Annotated in this window: 23 protein-coding genes; 9 read left to right on the top strand and 14 right to left on the bottom strand. The window is 30.0% G+C overall.

Translation table 11 applies throughout. The features are described 5' to 3' along the window. Window positions 1-43 precede the first annotated feature (43 nt). The gene (locus ACWJKS_RS19255; protein WP_462959674.1) at window positions 44-1,537 is read left to right on the top strand and encodes a hypothetical protein; all 1,494 of its coding nucleotides are present in this window, start codon (window positions 44-46) and stop codon (window positions 1,535-1,537) included. Window positions 1,538-1,906: 369 nt separating this feature from the next. On the opposite strand, the gene ACWJKS_RS19260 is transcribed toward ACWJKS_RS19255, so the two are convergent. From ACWJKS_RS19260 to ACWJKS_RS19315, 12 genes are all read right to left on the bottom strand, one after another. Then, window positions 1,907-2,467: a tyrosine-type recombinase/integrase gene (locus tag ACWJKS_RS19260; protein WP_462961134.1), complete on the bottom strand. Its 561-nt coding sequence runs from the start codon at window positions 2,465-2,467 to the stop codon at window positions 1,907-1,909. Between the two features lie 389 nt (window positions 2,468-2,856). Next, window positions 2,857-3,234 carry a hypothetical protein gene (locus ACWJKS_RS19265; RefSeq protein WP_462961154.1) on the bottom strand — a complete coding sequence of 126 codons (378 nt, stop codon included), beginning with the start codon at window positions 3,232-3,234 and terminating at the stop codon, window positions 2,857-2,859. A gap of 44 nt (window positions 3,235-3,278) precedes the next feature. Further along, window positions 3,279-3,548, bottom strand: a complete 270-nt coding sequence (locus tag ACWJKS_RS19270; protein WP_462961135.1) for a hypothetical protein — start codon at window positions 3,546-3,548, stop codon at window positions 3,279-3,281. Between the two features lie 271 nt (window positions 3,549-3,819). Continuing rightward, entirely contained in the window at window positions 3,820-5,304 is a 1,485-nt protein-coding gene (locus ACWJKS_RS19275; protein WP_462961136.1) for a DNA-binding response regulator, read from the bottom strand. 576 nt (window positions 5,305-5,880) lie between these two features. Next, on the bottom strand, window positions 5,881-6,165 hold the full coding sequence (locus tag ACWJKS_RS19280; protein ID WP_462961137.1) for a hypothetical protein: 285 nt from the start codon (window positions 6,163-6,165) through the stop codon (window positions 5,881-5,883). Window positions 6,166-6,188: 23 nt separating this feature from the next. Then, window positions 6,189-6,677: a hypothetical protein gene (locus tag ACWJKS_RS19285; protein WP_462961138.1), complete on the bottom strand. Its 489-nt coding sequence runs from the start codon at window positions 6,675-6,677 to the stop codon at window positions 6,189-6,191. A gap of 154 nt (window positions 6,678-6,831) precedes the next feature. Beyond that, window positions 6,832-7,437, bottom strand: a complete 606-nt coding sequence (locus ACWJKS_RS19290; RefSeq protein ID WP_462961139.1) for a hypothetical protein — start codon at window positions 7,435-7,437, stop codon at window positions 6,832-6,834. Beyond that, window positions 7,406-8,551 (bottom strand): DNA-binding response regulator, encoded by a 1,146-nt coding sequence (locus ACWJKS_RS19295; RefSeq protein WP_462961140.1) that lies wholly within the window; start codon window positions 8,549-8,551, stop codon window positions 7,406-7,408. Before ACWJKS_RS19295 ends, ACWJKS_RS19290 begins: the two co-directional genes overlap by 32 nt. 391 nt (window positions 8,552-8,942) lie before the next feature. After that, window positions 8,943-9,335, bottom strand: a complete 393-nt coding sequence (locus ACWJKS_RS19300) for a hypothetical protein (protein ID WP_462961141.1) — start codon at window positions 9,333-9,335, stop codon at window positions 8,943-8,945. Window positions 9,336-9,604: 269 nt separating this feature from the next. Beyond that, a complete protein-coding gene (locus tag ACWJKS_RS19305; RefSeq protein WP_462961142.1) occupies window positions 9,605-10,330 on the bottom strand; it encodes a lysostaphin resistance A-like protein in 726 nt (241 codons plus the stop codon). A 530-nt stretch (window positions 10,331-10,860) separates the two neighbouring features. Further along, window positions 10,861-12,291: an HlyD family efflux transporter periplasmic adaptor subunit gene (locus tag ACWJKS_RS19310; RefSeq protein WP_462961143.1), complete on the bottom strand. Its 1,431-nt coding sequence runs from the start codon at window positions 12,289-12,291 to the stop codon at window positions 10,861-10,863. After that, a complete protein-coding gene (locus ACWJKS_RS19315; protein WP_462961152.1) occupies window positions 12,281-14,500 on the bottom strand; it encodes a peptidase domain-containing ABC transporter in 2,220 nt (739 codons plus the stop codon). The genes ACWJKS_RS19310 and ACWJKS_RS19315 overlap by 11 nt, the downstream gene beginning before the upstream one ends. Window positions 14,501-15,153: 653 nt before the next feature. Between ACWJKS_RS19315 and ACWJKS_RS19320 the strand changes: the two genes are divergently transcribed. From ACWJKS_RS19320 to ACWJKS_RS19330, 3 genes are all read left to right on the top strand, one after another. Further along, window positions 15,154-15,327 (top strand): class II bacteriocin, encoded by a 174-nt coding sequence (locus tag ACWJKS_RS19320; protein ID WP_462961144.1) that lies wholly within the window; start codon window positions 15,154-15,156, stop codon window positions 15,325-15,327. Between the two features lie 67 nt (window positions 15,328-15,394). Beyond that, a complete protein-coding gene (locus ACWJKS_RS19325; RefSeq protein WP_462961145.1) occupies window positions 15,395-15,676 on the top strand; it encodes a bacteriocin immunity protein in 282 nt (93 codons plus the stop codon). A gap of 20 nt (window positions 15,677-15,696) precedes the next feature. After that, the gene (locus ACWJKS_RS19330) at window positions 15,697-15,873 is read left to right on the top strand and encodes a bacteriocin immunity family protein (RefSeq protein ID WP_462961146.1); all 177 of its coding nucleotides are present in this window, start codon (window positions 15,697-15,699) and stop codon (window positions 15,871-15,873) included. 59 nt (window positions 15,874-15,932) lie between these two features. Here ACWJKS_RS19330 and ACWJKS_RS19335 read toward each other — a convergent pair whose 3' ends face one another. Further along, complete coding sequence (locus ACWJKS_RS19335) at window positions 15,933-16,316, bottom strand: GNAT family N-acetyltransferase (RefSeq protein WP_462961147.1); 384 nt, start codon at window positions 16,314-16,316, stop codon at window positions 15,933-15,935. Window positions 16,317-17,926: 1,610 nt separating this feature from the next. Between ACWJKS_RS19335 and ACWJKS_RS19340 the strand changes: the two genes are divergently transcribed. After that, window positions 17,927-18,313, top strand: a complete 387-nt coding sequence (locus ACWJKS_RS19340) for a hypothetical protein (RefSeq protein ID WP_462961148.1) — start codon at window positions 17,927-17,929, stop codon at window positions 18,311-18,313. 379 nt (window positions 18,314-18,692) lie between these two features. Further along, window positions 18,693-19,268, top strand: a complete 576-nt coding sequence (locus tag ACWJKS_RS19345) for a recombinase family protein (RefSeq protein ID WP_462961149.1) — start codon at window positions 18,693-18,695, stop codon at window positions 19,266-19,268. A gap of 318 nt (window positions 19,269-19,586) precedes the next feature. Here the strand turns inward: ACWJKS_RS19345 and ACWJKS_RS19350 are convergent, their stop codons facing one another. After that, complete coding sequence (locus ACWJKS_RS19350) at window positions 19,587-19,934, bottom strand: hypothetical protein (protein WP_462961150.1); 348 nt, start codon at window positions 19,932-19,934, stop codon at window positions 19,587-19,589. 371 nt (window positions 19,935-20,305) lie between these two features. Between ACWJKS_RS19350 and ACWJKS_RS19355 the strand changes: the two genes are divergently transcribed. The 3 genes from ACWJKS_RS19355 (at window position 20,306) to ACWJKS_RS19365 (ending at window position 24,090) form a co-directional block, all read left to right on the top strand. After that, window positions 20,306-21,724, top strand: coding sequence for an IS1182 family transposase (locus ACWJKS_RS19355; RefSeq protein WP_268064117.1), 1,419 nt, complete (start codon window positions 20,306-20,308; stop codon window positions 21,722-21,724). 332 nt (window positions 21,725-22,056) lie between these two features. Beyond that, window positions 22,057-22,860 (top strand): site-specific integrase, encoded by an 804-nt coding sequence (locus ACWJKS_RS19360; RefSeq protein ID WP_462959521.1) that lies wholly within the window; start codon window positions 22,057-22,059, stop codon window positions 22,858-22,860. 42 nt (window positions 22,861-22,902) lie between these two features. Beyond that, the gene (locus tag ACWJKS_RS19365) at window positions 22,903-24,090 is read left to right on the top strand and encodes an IS91 family transposase (RefSeq protein ID WP_462959520.1); all 1,188 of its coding nucleotides are present in this window, start codon (window positions 22,903-22,905) and stop codon (window positions 24,088-24,090) included. Window positions 24,091-24,240 lie beyond the last annotated feature (150 nt).

Genomic DNA, 24,240 nt, shown 5'->3' on the forward strand with positions numbered 1-24,240 from the left:
CGGTCCTCCTCTTAAAGACATGTTTTAATAGGAGGATTATTTTATGCTTAAAAATTGGAGCTCTCATGCTGATTATCAGCAATTTATTATTTTAAATCTCTCATGTTTCTACAAAGCTTTTCCTAAAAAAATTATAGAACTTGAACCTTCTATCTCTAAGTTGTATTGCTTAGACTTAGATATTCTTAGAGAGATATTAAAACCTTATTATTCTAATATTGGTAGACCTGCAACTCTTCAACCTGAGATATTTCGTTCATTTTCTTTAATGCTTTTTCAAAAGGAAACAAGCATTACCAACTGGGTTAAAAAGATTCATGCCTGTGAGTTACTTGCAACCTGTATAGGCTGCACTAAAAATAATGTCCCATCACTTGGTGCTCATTATGATTTTATCTCTAGATTATGGCTTTCAAATCTGTCTACCGACAGGGTAAACCTAAAAAAAATATATTCGTATAAGAAGAAACCCTCTAAAATTAAGGCACCCGGGAAAAATAAAAAGCTTCCTAATAAAAAAACTGGTGTTGTTAAGAGAATTTCAGATTTTTTTGAAGCTGGTCGCTCATTTTCCCTAAGAGCCGAAAGGCTGCTTCAAAAAATATTCTCATTAGTTGCTGTAGAACCCTCTTTTAATCTTAACTTAATAGAAAAAGATAACCTTACAGTTGGCGGCGATGGTACTTGTGTTCACTGTAAGTCTTCTTACTATGGTTCTAAAGTTTGTGACTGCCGTGAAAATGGAATTTACGATTGCAAATGCCCTCGTAGACTTTCTGACATAAATGCTAATTGGGGTTGGGACAGCCATGAAAATCGTTGGTTTTATGGCTACACTCTCTATGCTTTATCTGTCTATAATAAAAAATATAAGATAGATCTACCTATTTATCTACGATTTGTAGAGGCAAGCAGACACGACAGTGTCACTGGAATAGTAGCATTAGCTGAATTTAGAGAACTGTTACCGCAGTTCACTATATCAAATTATGTTCTTGACTCAGCTAATGATAACTACCCTACATATGAATTATGTTCTAAATGGAACATTAATCCCTTTATTGATCTGAACTCCAAAAACAAAGGAAATTCAAAATATCCAGTTACTCTAGATATTAATGAAAAAGGATTTCCTATCTGTATTGGTGGCCATGAAATGGTCTATAACGGTTATGAAAAAAGTCGTTCACGCCTTAAATGGCGTTGCCCTTTAGTTTTAAAAAAGGTTGCTAGTTGCTCTTGCTGTGAACAGTGCTCACCTTCACCTTATGGGCGAGTAATCTACACTAAACCATCATGGGATTTGCGGTTGTTTACTCCTGTGCCTCGCGGCTCAAAACAATGGAAAACTATTTATAAAACTAGAACCTGCTCAGAACGTATAAACAATCGTATTCTAAATGATTATAAAATTCATACTTTACGAATACATGGTAAAAAACGTTATTCATTTATGACTATGATTGCTGGAATTAATATTCATCTAGATGCAAGACTTAAAGTTTCAGGTTTTAGTATTTTAAATTTATTAGAGTAGCTGTTTGACAATTAAGTACTTTTTTCTGAAAATTCCTGCATCGTGTAGGCTTGTTTGCTATACCTATTTTTATTCCTAACTGCTCTCTGAACATAAAATTTATAGCACTATAATGACTCTATACATAATTAAGTTTTACATATTAGTTTCCGTGACTACTCAAATATATCTCTAATTGTATCAGAGAAGGAATTATTATTGTACTTAACTGGAAATTATTCTCCTTTTTTGTTTGCCGAAATATCACCCTTTTAGTTTACCGCTAACACTAGTTCCTTTTCTGTTATATTATCTGAAATCTTCATTAATTCAGCTCTTTGGTTAGTTGTTAATAATTCTCTTCTGTTTAAGTACATAATAAAATCCTTTCTAGAATTGAACTATAGAATATAGTTCATCCTTTTGCTCTTGATTTATTCCTATATACTTTAAAGTAATAGTTTGGTTACTGTGGTTAAATGTATCCATTATGAGACCAATATTGTAACTGCTCGCCTTATATGTCCAATACCCCCAACTTTTCCTTAAAGAATGTGTTCCAAAATTCTCTATCCCTAATGAATTAGCAGCATTTTTTAATATCCTATATGCTTGTACAGTACTTATATGACCACCTTTTTTACTAATAAATATATACTCATTAAGTGTAAGTTTAGAGTCTATAATGTAATTTTTTAACGCACATTTTATTTCTTTATTCAATTTTATTTTCTTTTCTTTACCAGTCTTCTGCTCATTTAATGTGAAATATTCTTTAAATTTTATATTCTCATTGAATATGTCAGAAACTTTAACTTTAACTACATCACCAATTCTTAATCCAGTATTCAATTGAAATTTACATAACAGCCAGTCTCTATCAATTTTACCTTTTAAAAATATAAGTAAATCATTTATTTTCTTTTTATCTCGTATAGGTTCTACTATCAAATTTTTCCACTCACTTTCTCTTTTGTTCTATGTAATATTTACTACTTATATAGTATTAAACATTACATAAAAATGCAAAAGAAAAAAAGCTTCGTTATAAAAATTAACTGAAGCTTAGATGTATCAATAGGTAACGATATATTTAACAATGTAATATTTAGTGTATTTTATTACATTAGAATTTTTAGGGAACCCGCTATATTTACTAAATATTTACTTAAATGTTAATCAAGTTTCCTTAACGGTACTTTTGCACAAATTGCGAGCCCTACCCCCTATAGACCGGACTCTGATATGCTCCCCTTAAAGTGAACTGAACCACTAAATACGGACATTGTAAAAATACCCCCAATCGTAGGATAATAAAACTATGATTGGGGGTATTTTATTTAAAGATTTAGCTCCTTTAAATTTCCATTTTGATTTAAATTAAATTTATACTCGCCTAAAAAATTTATATACTTCCATTCAAGTGGTGATATATTATTTAACGTAACTTTTTTCAGGTTATACGCTGTAACATTAAAACCTAATAAACAAACTATCTCATAACATATACATTCAGCTATTGGCTCTCTATCTGAAAACTCAAATAATTTTAAATTCCCTGACTTTATGTAATGATGTGTAGTACCTATAATTAATTCCCATTTCGTTAATACACCTTTAACTGTTTGAGTTAATTTTATTTTTTTTAATAATACATTAGGTATATTAACACATCTGTTAAATAAATCTAAAGTATTTTGTTTATTAACTGAATACAAAAATGTATCTGCTAATAACTCCTTAATATCCGTACACCTCTATACTACTTTCTAAAGTTACTCAATTCTATAACTTCACACTTTTCACAATCCTCTTGCTCCATGTTATCCACCAAATCCCCAATTATCAAATCCATCTCATGCTTACTATATTCCTTATCATCAAATCCCTTTGTTTCTCCAACCTTTTTGTAAATCTTCCTCGCATACTTCATCTGCTTAGCTGTAGCTGGTTCCACTTTCTGCTTTTTAATTTGCTCTATAGTTTTAGCCTTTTCTTTTTCTGTCTTTTTATAAAATCTCTCTTCAAACACCCTTTTAATATCATCTAAAAACTCTTCATCTACATAAAATCTTTCATCAGTAATTCTTTTAACATACTGAAGCTTTCCTTCTACCTCTTCAAATTTATCCCTAGACCAGTACTTAAATAAAATAGAAAAAGTATTATTCTCAGAAATATCAGTTAAAAAATTATTATACTACCACTGATACTAAGCTTCCATGTTCGTTCTAAATTCACATATAACATAGTAAGACCCCCAGCAAGAAAAAAAAAAAAGGAACCAGGTTACACCCATAATATTAGCGGACGTTTTTTGATACCAAACTTTTTTGAAAATTTTCCTTTATTTTCTTATAATATCTTTTAACTGTAGCTATTGATATATTTAACCCTTTAGCAATTTCACTTTGACTTAACCCTTTATCTTTTAATTCTTTTACTGCTATTATCTTATTTAATTTTTCTAGTTGTTTTTTCGTTAATCCCTCTTCATCTCGCCGCTTAACCTTATGATTCTCATTATTTCTTCTCTTAACTTCTTTCGTATTAATAATAGTCTTAAGAAGATTCATCTCATCTTCAATAATGTTTAAAAGCCCTATAAGTGTTGTGTTTTTATAGTTATATCCTTTATATTTATATCCAGTTCTATTTTTCTTTTTAACCGTACTCTCTTCAAAATCAATTTTTAATTGTTGATCATCTTCTTTTGGGATAGCCCCAAAATTGTTTTCGCCCCATGCCTCATATGCCTTTTCTGCTTGTCTAGTTTGGCTTTTAACTTCACTTTCAGGTAACGGACATATAAATCCCTTATTAAATTCTAAAGTGTCCTCTAACGCCTTATTGAGGTCGCTCGTAAAACAACAGGCCCAGTATCTATATAAAAAGCACATAAGCTCTCTTTGACTTTTTTCTACTAGTTCTCCTTTTTCATCTCTACAGTATCCTTTTCTAAAGTTCTGAATCGCGACGATGTCTGTAAGTCTTGCATGGTGAAGACTATAAAGATTGAATAATTTTACAACCTTTGATTTTCTTCCACGTTTTTTTACACTTGGATTTTTAACATAGTCAGTTAGCTCTGGAAGATAATTCTCTTGAATATCGCGAAGCGTATATCTTTCCTCGTTAAAAACTAATATTTCAGTTGCTTGTCCATTCTTTTGATTGATAGTACCTGTTAGCCTCGATACTCTAGCTGCATCAATTGATTTAGAATCAGCACCTAATTCTTTTAGTTTCTCTAAAAAGAACTTTTGTACTGCATTCCAAAGAGGAAGAGCCATATATGGTACTGGCTCTATAAGCCAATAAATAACTATCCCTTGGCCTGAAATAACTATAAAACTAGGCGGTGGAACAGATTTCTTAAAATAATCCTTCTCTAGTAGCCATATAATTTGCTCTGAACTTAACCCTTTGTATTCTTTTAATGTGTAATAATCTAGATCTATAAATAGTGAATTTAATTTTCTTATGTTTTCTATACGTCTCATAGGTTTATAAAAACTATTGGGACTTAAATATATATTTGCATCATTTACACCTATAACCTTGCATATATTTTCTTTAAGCTCGTCCACTTTATAGTGATGCTGTATCCATGTACTATATTTTTTAACTGCTATAGTTACGTATCCATCATCATTTTTATGTAAAAGATCTATTTGCATTTGTGCCTGTGATACTTGTGAACTATTAACTACTTCTTCTAATGAGATTGTAGTTAAATTTCTTATAATCTCACTTACAGCATCAATGTATTTTTTTTCTGCCAACATAAAAAAGCCCTCCTATTCTTTTGTAACCCAAATAAAGAGTGCCGAATTATACCTATTAATTACTTTATTTAATCTACACACATATTGACTATTGTAACCAATTATATTAAACTAAATATATAAATAAAATAAAACATTTAAAGATATAATTCTCTTATTTGGGGAAGATATCGGTTTTATGAAAACTCTTGAATGAAGTCGCCAAACTTTTGATATTCAAGAGTTATTTTATTTTTTGCATATAACCTCAGATTATCTCCTTTGTTGTAAATAATTGTATTTTCTGTGTTTATTGTAATTTGATTTGATTTAATTTTACATTGTATTACCTAAAATTTCAAGGTTTTATAAATTATAGCCATTTTCCCATCTCTTATAGAACCGTTTTACATTTCACATAAAAAATTTATGAATCTTAGAAACGTCCCCCTAGTTAAATTTAATTAACCTTAACAACATGATTAACTAAAACCAAATTCTATAAGAACCAATGCTTTCAGCACATTATTAAATATAATAGTTAAGTGATTAATTAAATTCTAGTTAAATTTGTATACTCAAAAAAGATACGCCCCCTTAAAATGCTCTTAAATGCACTGTATCGAACTTTGAAACGGGTATACGTTTCTCTATGTATTCCATGCCAATCGAGTTTAAATCGGCTTGTATGCGCTGAACTTCTAAATCTGTAAGCTCCTGCTTAATCACTTGCCTAACTAAACTTATGTTATTATCATTTAAAAAAATGGGAACAACACAGGTTGCAGCAATTTCACTTCGAGCCTTATCTTTTTTTATGATTGAAAATTGAACACTTACAATTTTTCTAACTTGTTTTATCTCAGTATAATCAACAAGCAAATCAGAGCAAATGTCGTGAAAGTCTATTTTGACGTCATTTGTATTATTCCTAAAGCAGAGGTGAATAAATTATAATAGTAGCTTTGCGATTCCAATAAAGTTCTTGATATCGTAATAGCTCCTTTTGGATCTATACTTCTTCTTAGCAATGCTTTATTCCATTCTTCAGTAACATAACCTTGCCCCAAATTTTCAATTGTTATCGAAATAACAGTATCTGCTGGTGATATTTTACTTGTTTCTAAAAAAGCAATTAACGGACTAAACTCTTCATGAATGAAAACTCGTCTTTCTTCATAATGTGAGAATTTATTTTTTATAAAAGTCCAAAACTCTCCATATTTTCTATATTTCTTCAATATTGAAGGTAGCAATTGATCTAACGTAACTTCCTTTATAATATCTATTCTATACTGTTTGTATTCCTCATTATCACAAGTATCATTTGTAGCAAATGATATCATTGCGCTTTGTAAGTAATCGACCTTTTCTAGTACTTTATCATAATCCATATTTCCACCTTTTCTTTCAGTATTATTACTGTATTAGGAATATATATGCCTTGGTGTATACACGACTATTTTAACCCTTTCCTTACTACCAAACGTAGTTTAGGGCAAAACCCATACCCTAAACTACATTTGGTGTAATTTTAAACGCGCTATATTACTTTCTAAAATCACTCAACTCTATAACTTCACACTCGTCACAATTCTCTTGCTCTATATTATCTAATCTATCCGCCAAATCCCCTATTATCAATACCATCTCATGCTTACTATATTCTTTATCATCAAACCCCTTTACTTCTCCATAAACCTTTTTGTAAAGCTTCCCTGCATACTTCATCTGCTTATTTGTAGCTGATTCCACTTTCTGCTTTTTAATTCGCTCTATAGTTTTAGCCTTTTCTTTTTCTATCTTTTTATAAAATCTCTCTTCAAACACCCTTTTAATATCATCTAATAGCTCCTTATCTACATCAACTCTTTCATCAGTAATTCTTTTAACATACTGAAACTTTCCGTCTACATCTTCAAATTTATCCCTAGACCAGCACTTAAATAAAAGAGAAAAAGTATTATTCTCCGAAATATCAGTTAAAAAATTATTTATACTACCACTGATACTAAGCTTCCAGTTTCGTTCTAAATTCACATATAACATAGTACAACCCCCATTTAAATACCTTCCAGCAGGAAAGAAAAAAAGAATCCAGGTTACACTATTATCCGACGTTTCAGTTCCATCCAGATCTATTTTTCTTTTCATTTTCTTTAATCTCAATTTTTAATTGTTCTATATCTTTTTTAGGCCGTGAATCAAATTCATTCTCAATCCAAGCCTTGTATGCCTTTTCTGCTTGTCTAGTTTGACTTCTAACTTCACTCTCAGGTAGTGGGCATATAAATCCCTTGTTAAATTCTAAAGTGTCCTCTAACGCCTTATTAAGGTCACTCGTAAAACAACAGGCCCAGTATCTATATAAAAAGCACATAAGCTCTCTTTGACTTTTTTCTACTAGCTCTCCTTTTTCGTCTCTACAGCATCCTTTTCTAAAGTTCTGAATCGCGACGATGTCTGTAAGTCTTGCATGGTGAAGACTATAAAGATTGAATAATTTTACAACCTTTGATTTTCTTCCACGTTTTTTTACACTTGGATTTTTAACATAGTCAGTTAGCTCTGGAAGATAATTCTCTTGAATACCTCTAAGCGAATATGTCTCTTCATTAAAAACTACTAATTCTGTAGCTCGTCCGTTTTTTTGGTTGATAGTACCTGTTAGCCTCGATACTCTGGCTGCATCAATTGATTTAAAATCAGCACCTATTTCTTTTAGCTTCTCTAAAAAGAATTTTTGTACTGCGTTCCAAAGAGGAAGAGCCATATATGGTACTGGCTCTATAAGCCAATAAATAACTATCCCTTGACCTGAAATAACTATAAAACTAGGCGGTGGAACAGACTTCTTAAAATAATCCTTCTCTAGTAGCCATATAATTTGCTCTGAACTTAACCCTTTGTATTCTTTTAATGTGTAATAATCTAAATCTATAAATAGTGAATTTAATTTTCTTATATTTTCTATACGTCTCATAGGTTTATAAAAACTATTGGGACTTACATATATATTTGCATCATTTACCCCTATAACCTTGCCTATATTTTCTTTAAGCTCGTCCACTTTGTAGTGATGCTGTATCCATGTACTATCCTTTTTAAGGGCTATAGTTATGTATCCATCATCATTCTTATGTAAAAGATCTATTTGCATTTGTGCTTGTGATACCTCTGAACTATTAACCACAGCATCTATTGGTACTATAGTTAGATTTCTTATAATCTCACTTAAGCCCTCAATGTGTATTTTCTCGGCCAACATAAAAAAGCCCTCCTATTTTACTGTAACCCAAATAAGAGTGCTGCATTATACCAATTAATTATCACCTTCGGTGCTAACTTTATTTAACCTATACATATCTTGACTATTTGTAAAAGATATATTAAACTAAGTATATAAATTAAATATTTAAAGATATAACTTTCCTATTTGGGAAGTTATCAGGTTTTATGAAACTCTTGAATGAAGTCGTCCAAACTTTTGATATTCAAGAGTTGTTTTATTTTTTGGATATATATAAACCCTGATTACTTTTTATTTGCAAATAATTGTATTATTATTTCGTTTTTTTGTAATTTTATATATTTTAATTCTACTATGAATTACCTATAATTTCAAGTTTAATAATATGTAACCATCTCTTATCAAATTATCATTTATATTTATTTATAAACTCCACTAATGCAAGTGAAATAAGATCTTTCTGTGTTTCCTTTCTATTTTCCGCAAACTTTGAAAATTCTTCTGCTATTTCTTTATACATTTTGAAACTTCTAGTAACTACTTCTCCACTTAATTTAGGGTTGTTTATATTAAGCTCTGGGAGCTCAATTATGTTTGTGTTAGTTTGTTTTCTATACCAACCTAACATCTCTTTCAGATCCCCTGTTAAAGATAAAATCTCTTTAAATTCAGATGGTAGCCCAAAAGTGTTCATTGGTATTCTTTTAGTTTCTTTTAGATTACTTTCAGTAGTTTTTAGGTTTTCCTCTTGATTTTTCAATGGTTTACTATAGTTTATTTTTTCACTACTTTTATTTACCATTCTTGTAATTTAGGGCTATTTTACATTATTTTGAAATTATTATTGAATTTCCAAAGTACCATAAACGTTAAATTATAGATATATCAATACTTTGATTATGGTACTGAATTATAGAACCCGTTAATATAGCATTAATAGGCTTTACCTACCTAATTAGCAATAAAGAACTATAAACGGTAGTTTATAGTTCTTTAACAAAAAAAATCAACAATAATAAATTTCTACCCTTGTTGATAAACAATATAAGAAGAATCAGAAATAACTTTCAATTACATTGGTTTTATGTCTTTTACAGTCTGATATATATCTTCAACAAATACTTTTCTAAGCAAGAAAAAACCGACTAAAGCAAAAGGTATATACAGCATACTGGTAGTTAACCCTGATACAACAGAAATATCAACTGGTGCTCCAGAAGCAGCCGCTGTATGATAAATACCTGATGCGAACCCAAGTCCGTCATATAGAGCATGAAGAATAATAACCCCCCATAGATTTTTACATCTAAGATAAATACAAGCATACAAAATACCTTGTAAAAAGCAATATATTACCTGGCTTACGGTTGCCATAATAAGAGTTGGAGCTACAATTAAATTTACTAAATGAAGCAATCCAAAAATTAGTGAAGATAATATTACTGATTTTATTATACCAGTTTTAGTGTGGCCCCATTTATTTAGCATATTATTTAGTATAACACCTCGGCAGAGTACTTCTTCAAATATACCTACCAAAAGCATTACCAAGGTAAAGAAGATTATTTTTTGCATACTCGGAAAGGAAATGCTGCTTTTATCAAAACTAACATATGATAACACAAACCCATACACACCATCAGCAATAATAAGCCATCCAAACAAGACACCTGTGACAATGCCTTTTTTATGAAATTCAATAATAGTAATATTTCCTAAAAATAAACAAACAACAAAAACAAAAATTAATGGTGCTACATAAGCAAGGATACGGTTCAAGTCATAGTTCGACCCCATATACTCCCACCGAAGTTTTATTTTTGTGAGGGTAGTTAACCTCCACTTGTAGAAGTGGGAGACTTGCCTTCTGAAATGTCGTAAAAGTCGCGGTGGTGGTGGCAGGAGCGAGCAATACCTACAGGGCTGCGTAGACTTAGTTTTTTTGATTATTTATATAGAATGATTGAATTAAATTTAATTAAAATCTAATTAGAATCGATGCACGCCGTCGGGTACCCCAACAAGGACCAGCTTTATCATTAGAAGCTCTTAGTTTCCAAGTGGTTGAGGGACGAAAACAATGGGAAGCTTAGAGATTCTTATGTTGAAGCTCGTTCTTTTTTGGGTGACGGTATACGTGCCCAAAACTTGACCTTCCAAACTTCCTATACTAGAAGGATTTTAATTACATTAATTAAAAATATTGCATGTTATTTTCCGTAAATTTATATATTGTAATTACACAAGCTAAATTAAGGGTAATGGTACCAAAACGATAATGACAAATACAATTATCATTTAATGAGAAGAACTTTTAACTATAAAAATTAATCTTTAAGATTTAATTTTTCTAGTAAATAATATAACATCTTCTCTCTTCGTATAATTATTCTTGCTTCACATGTCATGCCTGATTTTATTACTGCTTCTTCATTTTTATGACTATATAGAATATTATTTTTTAATATTCCTTCTCCTTTATAAAAAACAACACCTTTTTCACTATCCATTTGAGAATTAACACTTATGCTTTCCATACTACCTTTTAATAATCCATATTCATTATATGGTAATGAAGTGAAACTATATTTAATCTCCTGTCCATCCTTTATATTTGCAATATCTTTATCAGGTATAATTAATTCAACTTTATAAGCATTTGATTTAGGCAAAATATTAGCAACTATTGCTCCAGTTTGAATTATTATTCCAGGTTCTAAATTAGCTTGAATATCAAGCTTTCCGTCAATAATAGATTTAACTTTACACTTCTCTATATTTTCATTAATTTCCTTCAAGTTAGCATCTACTTCTTTTAACTTTTCATCATTTGAAGTTAATCCTTCTTCTATTTGTGCTAGTAATGTTATTTTATTTTTTTCTTTTGATAAATCTACTCCTTCATCAAATTTAATTACATTGCTATTAGTAGTTTTTAGTTGTCCTCTTAATTCATTGGTTGACTTCCCAACCTCCAACTTAATATCACTCTCTAATTTACTTAACCCATTCTTATTATCTTGTATTTCAGCATCAATTTGTGCTATTGCATCATCAGACCCTATTTTATTTTGTAATACTTTTTTGCTTATTACTAATTGTTGTATTTTATCATCTATAGATTTTCTTGAAATTTGATAATTATTAAACTGCTCATTATAAATACTGCCTTTTGCATTATAATTTTTATTATCTTCAATTGATTTAATTAACTTTTCTAAATGATTTATTTGATTAACAGAATCATTTTTAGAGTTTATTAAATTAGTTTTATCTTCAACTGACACCTTATTACCGAGAATATAACTTTCATATTTATAATAATACTCTTTTTCTTCTTTACTACCCTTAAAATAGTTAGTATTATCAGCAATGCTTTTCTTTAGCTTACCTAAATTATTAATATCATTTGTTAAGACTTTTTTTTGACCTTCAACTTTGCTTTTCTGCATTTGTAAGGGGGTATCATCTGTTTTATATAAAACCTCATCTTTTTTTATTGTTTGTCCATTTTTCATATATACTTCTTTTATTTCTCCAGCTATTGGGTTAGAAACTACATAAGATTGTCCACTTGGTTTTACCATTCCGGTTACGTTAACTACAACTTCTTTTTCACTAAAACACGCCCATAGTATGAAAGAAATAATTACTGCTAATAAAATGTAAACAAATATACTTGTGAACTTATGCGGTTCCGCCTCCATGACTTGTCTACTGTCACTAAGTTCATCCAAATTTTCTATTTTAAACTTCATTTGTTTCTACCTCCTTAGCTGCTGCCACTTCTCCGTCATAACTATCTGGAAGTTGTTCTCTCCATAAATTAAAGTACTTACCTTTTTGTTTTATAAGTTCAATATGAGAACCCCTTTCTATAATTTCTCCTTTTTCTAGAATATAAATATTATCACACCTCATAATAGTGCTTAATCTATGTGCAATAATTACAGTAGTTATATCTTTGCTAAATTCGTATATTGTTTTTTCAATAGCCCTTTCAGTTATTGAATCCAAATTGCTTGTTGCTTCATCCATAATAAGAATTTCAGGCTTTCTAAGTATGGCTCTTGCTATTGATAATCTTTGTTTTTGTCCTCCCGAGAGATTAGAACCATTTTCTTCAACTAAAGTATTGTATCTTAAGGGTATTGAGTTTATATAATCATGTATCTGTGCCTTTTTACAAGCTTTTATAATTTCTTCATACGTTAAATATGGATTTCCAAGTGATAAATTTTCAATTATTGTTCCATTAAATAAAAATGTTTCTTGTGATATATAAGCTGTTTTATCTCTTAATGATTCAACATTAATATCTTTTATGTTGTATCCATTTATAAGTAATTCACCTTTTTCACATTGATAGAAGTTCATTAGTAATTTTGCTAATGTAGTTTTTCCAGAGCCACTTTCACCAACTAATGCTATCTTTTCTCCTGGTTTAATTTTAAGATTTATATTTTTTAATGTAATACTTCTTGTCCCATATCTAAAATCTAAATTCTTAAATTCTATATCACCTTTTAATGTTTCAGGCTCTATCTTTTTATTTTCATCAATAGATTTTTCTAATGATAAATCTAATATTTCTGCAAGTCTTTCAGCTGCCACTATTGCTGTTTGAACAGTTGGTTGTAAGTTGATAATATTTTCTATTGGGTCTAAGAAATATACTAATAAGGCATTAAAGGTTAGTAATTCACCAAAACTTATTCTCCCACTTAATACCTGTAATGTTCCTATCCAAAGTATAGCAATTGAAAATACTCCTTTTACAAAACCTTTTAACGATACCTGGAAATTATTTATAAAACCATTTTTAAATACAGCTCTTATAAGTTTTATAAACCTTTTTTCTGTTTCTGCGTTAACTTCCCTTTCTGCATTAAACGCTTTTATAGTTTCTATCCCACTTAATGATTGAACCAAATAAGAAGTTAATTTTGCATTGCTCTCCATTGTCTCCCGATTAACTTCTTCAATGCGATTTTTAAATACAACAACTATTATTCCATAGCAAACCAGTGGCACTAAAGTAATTTCAAACAATAACGGACTTTGGAAATATAATATTAATCCTCCTATTATAACCGTAAAGACATCTATCATCATAGTAAGTGTTACTCCTGAAATAGCATCTCTTATTTTAGAAGCGTCATTAAATCTAGATATTATTTCCCCAACTTCTCTAGTTCCAAAAAAGTTCATTGGTAAATTAACTACATGATCATAATATCCAAGCATTAATGGTATATCTAATCTTTGACCTAGATAAATTAAAAGGTGAATTCTAAAAGCATTTGTAATAACCTTAAACGTAATTAAAATAATAAATCCAATTGAAAACATATGTAATGATTGAGTTAGATTATTTGGTACTATGTCATCTAATAACAACTTAAAATAAAACGAACCTAAAATACCAAATATGGTTATTAATACAGATGATAAAAATATATTAACTAATAATCCCTTTTGTGGTTTTATCAAATCAAAAAATCTTGAAAATACTCCCTTAAGTTCATTTCCTTTTTCAAACTTAACAGTTGGAGTCATAAGAATAAGTATGCCTGTCCATATATTGAAAAAATCTGCTGGTTTATATTTAACTATCCCCTTTGCTGGATCTGCAACTAAAATTTCTGTCTCACTTATCTTATGTATAACAACATAATGCAAGAGTGTTTTATCTATGACTACATGTGCTATAGCTGGCAATGGTATTCCACTAAATATGTCTTCTGGTTTATTAGCTTTAACCCCTTTAGCCGAAAATCCTAATTGTTCTGATGCTTTAATTATTCCTAAAGCGCTTGTCCCCTTTTTATCTGTACCAGATGCCTCTCTTATTTTAGATATTGGATATTTTAATCCATTTGTCTTACATATTGTTGCTAAACAAGCACAACCACAATCTTTCATGTCATGTTGCTTTACACAATAATACTTTTTAAATATATTCATCAAATTTAATTTCTCCTTTGTATTTTATTTTTTAAAAAATTTAATTTGTATTTGTTACGTATATATATAATGGGGTAGTGCTCTCTTTTCGTGCGAAAGTCACGTCAAGAAAAATTAATTAACACATTTTCAAGTTACTGTAAAACTCAATGCTGAATAAAGCTTTTTAATATGTTCCAAGATATATTTAACATAAAAACATTAAGTTTTTAATATTTTTTTGTAGTAAATTATTAATGTAATATTTTAGTGATAGTTTGGACTAAACCATTTACATTAAAACTATAAATTTAAATTAGTTTTAAATTATTTGATAATCAAGTACTATCAAGGGTTAAGAGCCGATTAACTAATATAATATTTATTGTATTTTATTACATTAGAATCTTAGGTAACCCACTACATTTGGTGTATATTCACTTAAATGCTAGTCAAATTTTCTTAACGGTACTTTTGCACAAGTTGCGAGCCCTACCCCATAATACATAATATCATATATTATGGCAATATATTGTATTATATATACATATTGACATAATATATAATATTATGTATAATTATAGATAATATCATATATTATTTGGGCTACTTTTATATAGTTTGAATTTCTTATTATAAGAATTTAAAAATAAATATATTATGGAGGTATTTTTATGAACACTTTACAAGAAAACGAATTAGAATTACTTAATGGTGGTGTGTATTACGCTAATGGCGTTCATTGTGACAAGACTCACTGCTGGGTAGATTGGGGAGAAGCTCGGGGTGCAATTGGTCAAATTGTTGTAAATGGTTGGATTCAAAACGGACCATTCTCTCATCTTTAATATTAATAAAGAATAATAGAAGATTTTAAAATCTTCTATTATTCTTTATTAAGGAGGTGTTGCATAAATGAATGAAAATCATCTGTTATTAAATGAATTAAAAGATGTTTTGAATGATTCTGAAGTTAAAAATAATCAAGATTTAACTAATGTTCTTATTCCATTTAAAATAAAACTTGAACATGGCGAAGAGTATAACCTTATTTGCACAAAACTAAGTAATGCTATAACATTATACCTAAACACAAATAGGTTTAAAGCTCCTAAATCAGTTTTAAATTTATATAATAATATAGCTAATGTTGCATGTAAATATAGAGGTTTCCCTTCTTTTATTAATTGGTTTTAAGCCATTTATAAAGGTTGATTTTGGAAAAGAGTTCACAAGACAGTAAATATTTTCAAATTCTAGACGTTTTAATTCTTGCAATTGAACGCGTTGCAAATGGAAACCAAACACCACAACTTGAGGCACGATCGGTATTTCAAAACATTAGCGGGTACAGCCGACATGCGTGTAAAAATAGGCCACATAATGGATATTAATTCCAACATGTGGCTTTAATTGTTAAACAATATAAGAACATTACGACATGTATATATGCTTATTTTCTCCATCTCATAGAGTACTCTAATTCTTTTGTATTTTCATCTGATTGTTCTTTCTCGATTACAAATCCTTCTCTCAGATAAAACCTAACACCTCTGCTATTATTTACATACACACTTAACTGCAATGCTGTATATAATGATTTGCATTTTTCAATCAACATTTTACCAATACCTTTCGATTGTTGACTACTTGATACAAATATCCCCCCAATATAACCATTATCAACTCCAATAAATCCCTGAATCACATTTTCCTCTTCATAAACATATACTTCAGATTTCGGTAATATATTTTTAACCATATCATAATTACTAATCCAATATTGTTTTGGGATAAAGTTATGTGCTTCTAAATTAGTTTGAAGCCAAAGCTCCATAACTCTGCCTAAGTCTTTATCATTATAACCTCCATTATATAGATCTTTATTTCGTCTTAAAATACGGTTACGACCTAACTATTTAGGAATATTATAACATTATATGAAAACTGTCACAATGAGGTACACCCTAATGACACTATCAGAATATGCTTCATTGGGGTTATAAAAAGAATATATGAAATGTTTCAAATATAAATAGACTTGATGCAACACCTATAAAACAATACATAGCCACATGTTGGATATTAACTCCAACATGTGGCCTATTTTTACCCATATGTCGGCTGTACCCGAGTAATGTCTATAAACTAAGTTTAAACATTCCTGAAATAGAGTACTTCCGGGAATGTTTTTGATAAATAACACAAGAAATTTAATATATTCAAATTTAGAAGCAGGCGGGTTTCGGGTAGTAGAACCCCTATATTTGGAATACTCAGCCATCTTGTGCTTGTCCACCGGCGGTATGCGTATTTAGATTTAAAGGTATGATTAAACTATATATGCGTGCGTAGACTTAGGTTTTTTGATTATTTATATAGAATGATTGAATTAAATTTAATTAAAATTTAATTAGAATCGATGCACGCCGTCGGGTACCCAAAAAAGGACCAGCTTTTTCATTAGAATTTCTTAGTTTACCAGGGTTTGAGGGACGAAAACAATGGTACGCTTAGAGATGCTTATGTTGAAGCTTGTTCTCTTTTTGGGTGACGGTATACGTGCCCGTAACTTGTCCTTCCAAAATCTTTATACTACTAGTAATAGTAACTACAATAGATATAAACCAAAATAATTATTATAATAAGATTCAATAAAATCTATTTACTATAATAAATTTCGATATCCAAGAATGAAAATATGATGACTAATTATTTTTAAAAAACCTGTAGGATGCTGGCAAATGGATGAGTTTATGACCTCTATAATAAATTTGTTTTTTGAAACTCTAAATTTTCAGAATAAACGTCACTGCTCTGCTAATCTGAGGTGACAAACCTGTCCATTTTTCACCCGAGGGTCGCGAGGTTCTATATTTTAAATATTCGGAATTTTTTAAATGTTAATATCACAAAGATAAAAACAGTTCCTACTGCATAACAGTAGGAATTGTTTCCCCTGGGGGAAGGGGGATTATTTTATTTGCTTTGGGCTAGTTTACTGACTGCAGCTAAGATTAAATAGAATGATAAATGGTTAGGACCTTAATAGAGTAGTTTACTTCTAGGCAGTGAGTAAGATACTGATAGGTAAGCTGAGACCATTGCAACCAATGGATAAAAAACTATTTGGTAATAAACGGTAATTCTATTGCCGTTTCTGTCCCATTACTACACAACCACCTACCCCTAAAAATAAAAAAGCACACATCGTGATTTTTGTTGACAAAAATCATGATGTATCTTATAATTGCGTTGATAATAATAATCAATATCATCTTAATGAAAAGAATGTTATATTTATGGCAAATTTTTTACCAGGACTAATTATGGGTTTTAGAGAGGCCCTTGAAGTTTTCTATATTTACTAATACCTCTTGAATTTTTAAGTTATTATATTAACTAGCCCAACTAAAGATTATATAATGTGAAGATGAAAGGCGATGTATGTTAGTGAATTTGGAAGCAGCATTGATACATGGATTAATTTGGTCAATTATGTGGTGCAGTATGGTTACATTTATTGAAATAAAATGGCCTCATTTATTTCTACATGATTATCCTAAAAAACTACAAGAGGTTATTAAACTTCCTCCATTTACAAATAAAAAAGCTGCCTATATGTTTGAAACGATAACGATGATTTTAATCGTAGCTTTTATATTTTGGAGTGGGATTTATACATATGACTTGAATTCAGTCAGTTATTGGATAATTTTTGAACATATACTTATACTGTGCATGTGTTGGAATCTATTTGATTTAATCGTGATGGATTGGTTTATTTTTTGTACTTGGCAGCCGAAGTTTATTGTACTTCCTGGTAGTGAATGAAATAAATTGTACAAAGATTATAAATTCCATTTTATCGGTTTCTTAAAGGGGATTGTAATATCAGCAATTGGTTCGAGTGTTATTGCAGTGATATGCTTTTCAATTTTAAAGTATTTAATTTGGTAAGAATATGAGGTAATACACAACAAAATTATTTCGCTATCTTGTTTTATTGTGCAACATCAAGAGAAGAAATTTCTGCTCTTTTTATTTTTAATATTAAATAGTGGCTATAACTCTAATATATAAGAAAATGTATAAAATCTTAATGTCATAACTTAACAGTATTGACACCTATAAAACACTTACGTATAATCAAAGGATTGGACGGTGTCAAAACTTACAGTCAAAACGATATGCTAAAATGGAGTTATAAATTGTGATACTAGGTTATGCAAGGGTAAGTACAAAAAAACAATTAAAAGAAGGTCATTCCATAGAGGTTCAGACGAGGGATATACTAGATAGATATAATGGTGCGGAAATAAGAGTAGAACAGTACACAGGTACTACAACTGATAGACCTATATTCAATAAATTGATAGAGGATTTAAAACAGGGGGATACCTTAGTAGTTACTAAACTAGACAGATTGGCTAGAAATACTGTAGAAGGCATTAGCATAGTTCAAGATCTATTTAATAAAGGAATATCTATCCATGTAATTAATGTTGGATTGCTAGAGAATACAAGTATGGGTAAATTTTTTTTAACTACACTATTAGCAGTTGCCGAGATGGAGCGTTACACAATTATTGAACGTACCCAAACAGGTAAAGCAATTGCAAAAACTAAAGAAGGATTTAAAGAAGGTAGACCTAAGCTATATACATCAAAACAAATAAATAATGCGATTGAGATGCTAAAAAACAATTCATATACAGAAGTTACAGAGATAACTAGAATAAGTAAGTCAACACTAATTCGAGAAGTTAGGAAAAGAAAAGTTAAATAAGTACATTGTGTAATATTGGAGATTTTAAATTCGAAAAATATGGATATCATTATTTTCGGTTCTTATACCGGTTTTCTGTTCCGTTACTACACAACCCCCGAGTATACAAAGGTCAAGGCAAAATCATATTATACCTTAAATTGGATATAAACAAAATTAAAAACACTCAACATAATAAGTAAACAACAAATGCCGTGAAATAATAAAATTTCACGGCATTTGTTGTTTATGCACATCTAGCCTATAGGCTCAATGTGAAAGTAACACAATTACATTTGTGTTACTTTCGCTAATCCAATCCATTTTACAAATTTGATTTTATCTTATTACAAATTTAAAAATTGAAACCCCCAAAGCAAGTATCGCAGCAAATAAACTAACTTTAGCAACCTCTTTATTTTTCTTCCAATTCTGAATGACTTGAATTAACATTGACACACCCACCAATGGCTCAAATACATTTGTTTCAATTTTCCAAATACCTAAAATCTGCGTACATGCAAATATTATTATGCTTATAGAACAAATATTGCTAAGTACAGACAGCACTTTTTGATCTGTTTGTTTTTTACTCCATTGTTTTTTACTCCAGCTACCATTGCTAAGTACAGACAGCACTTTTTCATCTGTTTGTTTTTTACTCCAACTACCTCTCACTTTTCCCATTGTACCTCCAATACGATTAATTATTATTTTATTATCTAAAACGCAATAATCTACAAGTTCATCATAAAATATATATTTAACTATAACATAATTACCATAAATTAAATATATTTACAATTTAAAAAATCAGTAGTAAGCCTCAATGTGAAAGTAACTCAATTAGCATTGTGTTACATTCAGAATATCAATACTAGCTTAATAGAGTAAACCCATATCTAATGATATGGGTTTACTTCAGACCGTTGACAAACATAAAATGTAAAACACTCTAATTTAAAATTGGAGTGTTTTTTTCATATTCAAAAAGGATTTTAGGACATCGATGTCGAATATATATAGTATACAAACTTTATAATTCGGAGGGCATTATTATGATTAATGAAAAGAACTTCACACAACAAAAACTAGAAATGGTGTATTTGGAAGATTTAGTTCCTAAAGACCATATTCTGAGAAATATAGATAAATACATGGATTTCTCTTTTATAAGAGAACTGACTAAAAAATATTACTGCTTAGATAATGGAAGACCTGGCGTAGATCCTATTATACTTTTTAAAATGCTGTTTATTGGGTACTTATTTGGAATAAAATCTGAACGACAACTTGTAAAGGACATTGAAGTAAATGTGGCTTATAGATGGTTTCTAGGACTAAGTCTTACTGATCCTATTCCAGATCATTCAACAATTAGCCAAAATAGACGTAGACGGTTTAAAGGTACAGATGTGTTTCAAAAAATATTTGACGAAGTAGTATTTAAGGCTATAAATCTTAAGATGGTAACCGGTAAAATACTTTACACAGACTCTACACACCTAAAAGCAAATGCTAATAAGCGAAAGCTTGTGAAAATTGAAGTTGAAAAAACGCCGAAAGAATATGTAGCTGAACTTAATAAAGCAGTGGAAGAAGATAGAATAAACCATGGTAAAAAACCTTTAAAGGAAAAAGAACCTGTTACCAAAATAAAAGAAACTAAAGTTAGCACAACCGACCCCGACAGTGGATATATGATGAGAGATGGCAAGCCGGAAGGCTTCTCATATTTAGATCACAGAACTGTCGATAGCAGACATAATATAATTACTGATGTGTATGTTACTCCTGGAAACATAAATGATGTTGATCCTTATATCGATAGATTAGATGTGCAAATAAAAAAGTTTAATTTTAATACAAAATATGTTGGTGCAGATGCTGGTTATGCTACAAATCTTATATGTAAAGAACTATATGAGAGGGAATTAAAATCTGTAATGGGATACCGTAGGTCTCCACATACAAAAGGAATGTACACAAAAAATAAATTCCAATATGTTAAAGAGCAGGACATTTACGTATGCCCTGACTTAAGGGCTTTACATTATAAAACGACAACAAGAGAAGGATATAAAGAATATGTTGGTAATGCAAAATATTGCGAGATATGTCCAAATAGAGCTCAATGCTTTTCTGCAAAAAGCAAGTTTAAAACTATTAGAAGACATGTTTGGGAAACGTATAAAGAAGATGTTGTAAAGTTCACCAGAACAGATAAAGGCAGAAATATATATAGAAGAAGAAAAGAAACTATAGAGCGAAGCTTCGCAGATTCAAAACAACTGCATGGGCTTCGCTATTGCCATATGCGTGGATTAGAAAATGTGCAAGAGCAGTGTCTGCTTACAGCAGCAGTGCAGAATATGAAAAAGATAGCTAGCCTGCTATCTTTACTGTTTTTTGATTTTCTAACTAAGAAGATAGTTGTTATTTTAAATTTATCCATAACTCAAAATGCTATCGCATAATTGCATGTAAAAAACCCAGTATAATAAAAAAATTATACTGGGTTTGTAAACAACCTGTAACACAATTAATATTGTGTTACTTTCAAAATATTAATATAATCTAAATATATTAGACCCCACATCATTAGATAGGGGGTTACTTGCAACGAAATATATGAAAAGAACTAAACCGCTAAAAACGGTGGTAGACGAGTGCTAATTACATTAATTTAATTTTTGCTTAAATAAAATAGAAAGAAGTATCCTATTTGACTAAGATACTTCTTTATTATAATGTACACTTCCTTTAAACTTTTATTGTTGAAATAAAAAATGAGGAAGTGTTATTATTTATGTCAGAATTAAGAAAAAGAATGAAAATGGATATGGAACTACGTGGTTATAGCCCAAGTACAATAAAAAATTATATCAATAACGTCAGTAGTTTCGCTAAATTTTACAACAAATCACCAGAGCTTTTAAGAGAAAAAGAAATACGTGACTATCTGCATTATTGTATCATGAAAAAAAGATTAAGTGAAGGTACAGTTAATTATATTAATGCAAGTTTAAAATTTTTTTATACAAAAATTCTTAATAGATACTGGAATATGGATAAGCTAGCAAGAGTCAAACAACCAACAAAATTACCTGCTGTTTTGTCCCCTGAGGAAGTTAAATCCATTTTTGATGTTACTGAAAACCTTAAGCATAAAACAATTCTTATGACAGTTTACTCCGCAGGATTAAGGGTTAGTGAAGTTTGTAATTTAAAAGTAACAGATATTGATAGTGGAAATATGCAAATATTAATAAGACAAGGTAAAGGTAAAAAAGATAGATATTCATTGTTATCAAACTCAAATCTTGAAATTCTTAGAGAGTATTGGAAAAAATATCACCCTAAAGAATTTTTATTTTCTGGAAGGGGTCGTACAGATGCAATAACATCACGTAGTGTTGAAAAAATGTTGGAGAAGTCTATAAAAAAAACTGGAATTACTAAGAATGCAACGGTTCATACCCTTCGTCACAGTTTTGCAACTCATTTGCTAGATGCTGGTACAGATATTTGTTATATTCAAAGGCTTTTAGGACATACTCGAATAACTCCACTATTTATTTACATCTTAGGAGAATGGATTTACTTAATATAAGGAGTCCATTGGATATACTCTTAGATAATAAAGGTGAACAGGATGATTGAAATTCAAGATATATTTAATAAATATGGTGATGAATACAGAAGAAATCATAAGCTTCCACTACATATTCAAAAGACTATGATTTCTATTGAAGCCTGTAGAACAGCGGAGCTTGGTGGTCATGTAGATGAGTGTGATGAATGTGGTCACATGAGAATTTCTTATAATTCTTGTCGAGATAGGCATTGTCCTAAGTGCCAAACTTTAGCTAAGGAAAGATGGCTTGAAAAAAGAAAAGAAGATTTATTACCCGTAGGGTATTTTCATATTGTTTTCACTATACCTGAGCAACTTAACTATATAACTCTAACTAACCAAAAGGAGATGTATTCTATTCTCTTTAAAGCTGTTTCAGAAACACTGCTTGAACTTTCAAGAGATAAAAAATATTTAGGAGCCGAAATTGGGTTTATGGCAATTTTACATACTTGGGGTCAGAACTTAATGAACCATCCACATATACATTGTATAGTTCCAAGTGGTGGGTTAACTTTAGATGGTAACCGATGGATAAACTCGAAGAAAGATTTTTTTATCCCAGTTAAAGTGCTTTCAAGAAAATTTAGAGGTAAATTTTTATTTTACCTTAAAAGAGCATATTATAGTAATGCCCTTAAATACACAACTGGTATTGAGGAATTAACAGAAAAACATATATTTCAGGGTTTCATAGATAAGTTATATAAAAAAGAATGGATTGTTTATTGTAGACCTCCTTTTGGTAGTGCGGAGTACGTGCTTGAATATTTTGGAAGATACACTCATAGAGTAGCTATATCTAATCATAGGATTGTAAATTTAGAAAATGGCTATGTCACTTTCAAGTGGAGAGATTATAAAGAGCATAACAAGGAAAAGTTTATGACTCTAACAGTAGATGAATTTATTAGAAGATTTCTAATGCATGTTTTGCCAAGAAAGTTTGTTAAAATTAGACACTACGGGATATTAAGTAACAGAAATAGGTCAACCAAGCTTCAAAAATGCAAAGAGCTTATAGGTGGAGTACAAAGTAAAAAACAAGACTCAGAGGTTAAATTAAATGCAGCGGAGCTTCTTCTTAAGCTCACAGGAATAGATATAAATATTTGTTCATGCTGTGGTAAAGGTAAAATGATGACAAAAGAGAAGTTAATTCGCCAAAACTATTCTCCGCCAGGAGAAACAAATAGAATAGCATAAAGTGTTTATTTGAGTAGTCACGGAAACTAATATGTAAAACTTAATTATGTATAGAGTCATTATAGTGCTATAAATTTTATGTTCAGAGAGCAGTTAGGAATAAAAATAGGTATAGCAAACAAGCCTACACGATGCAGGAATTTTCAGAAA

Source organism: Clostridium sp. CM038 (assembly GCF_055081105.1).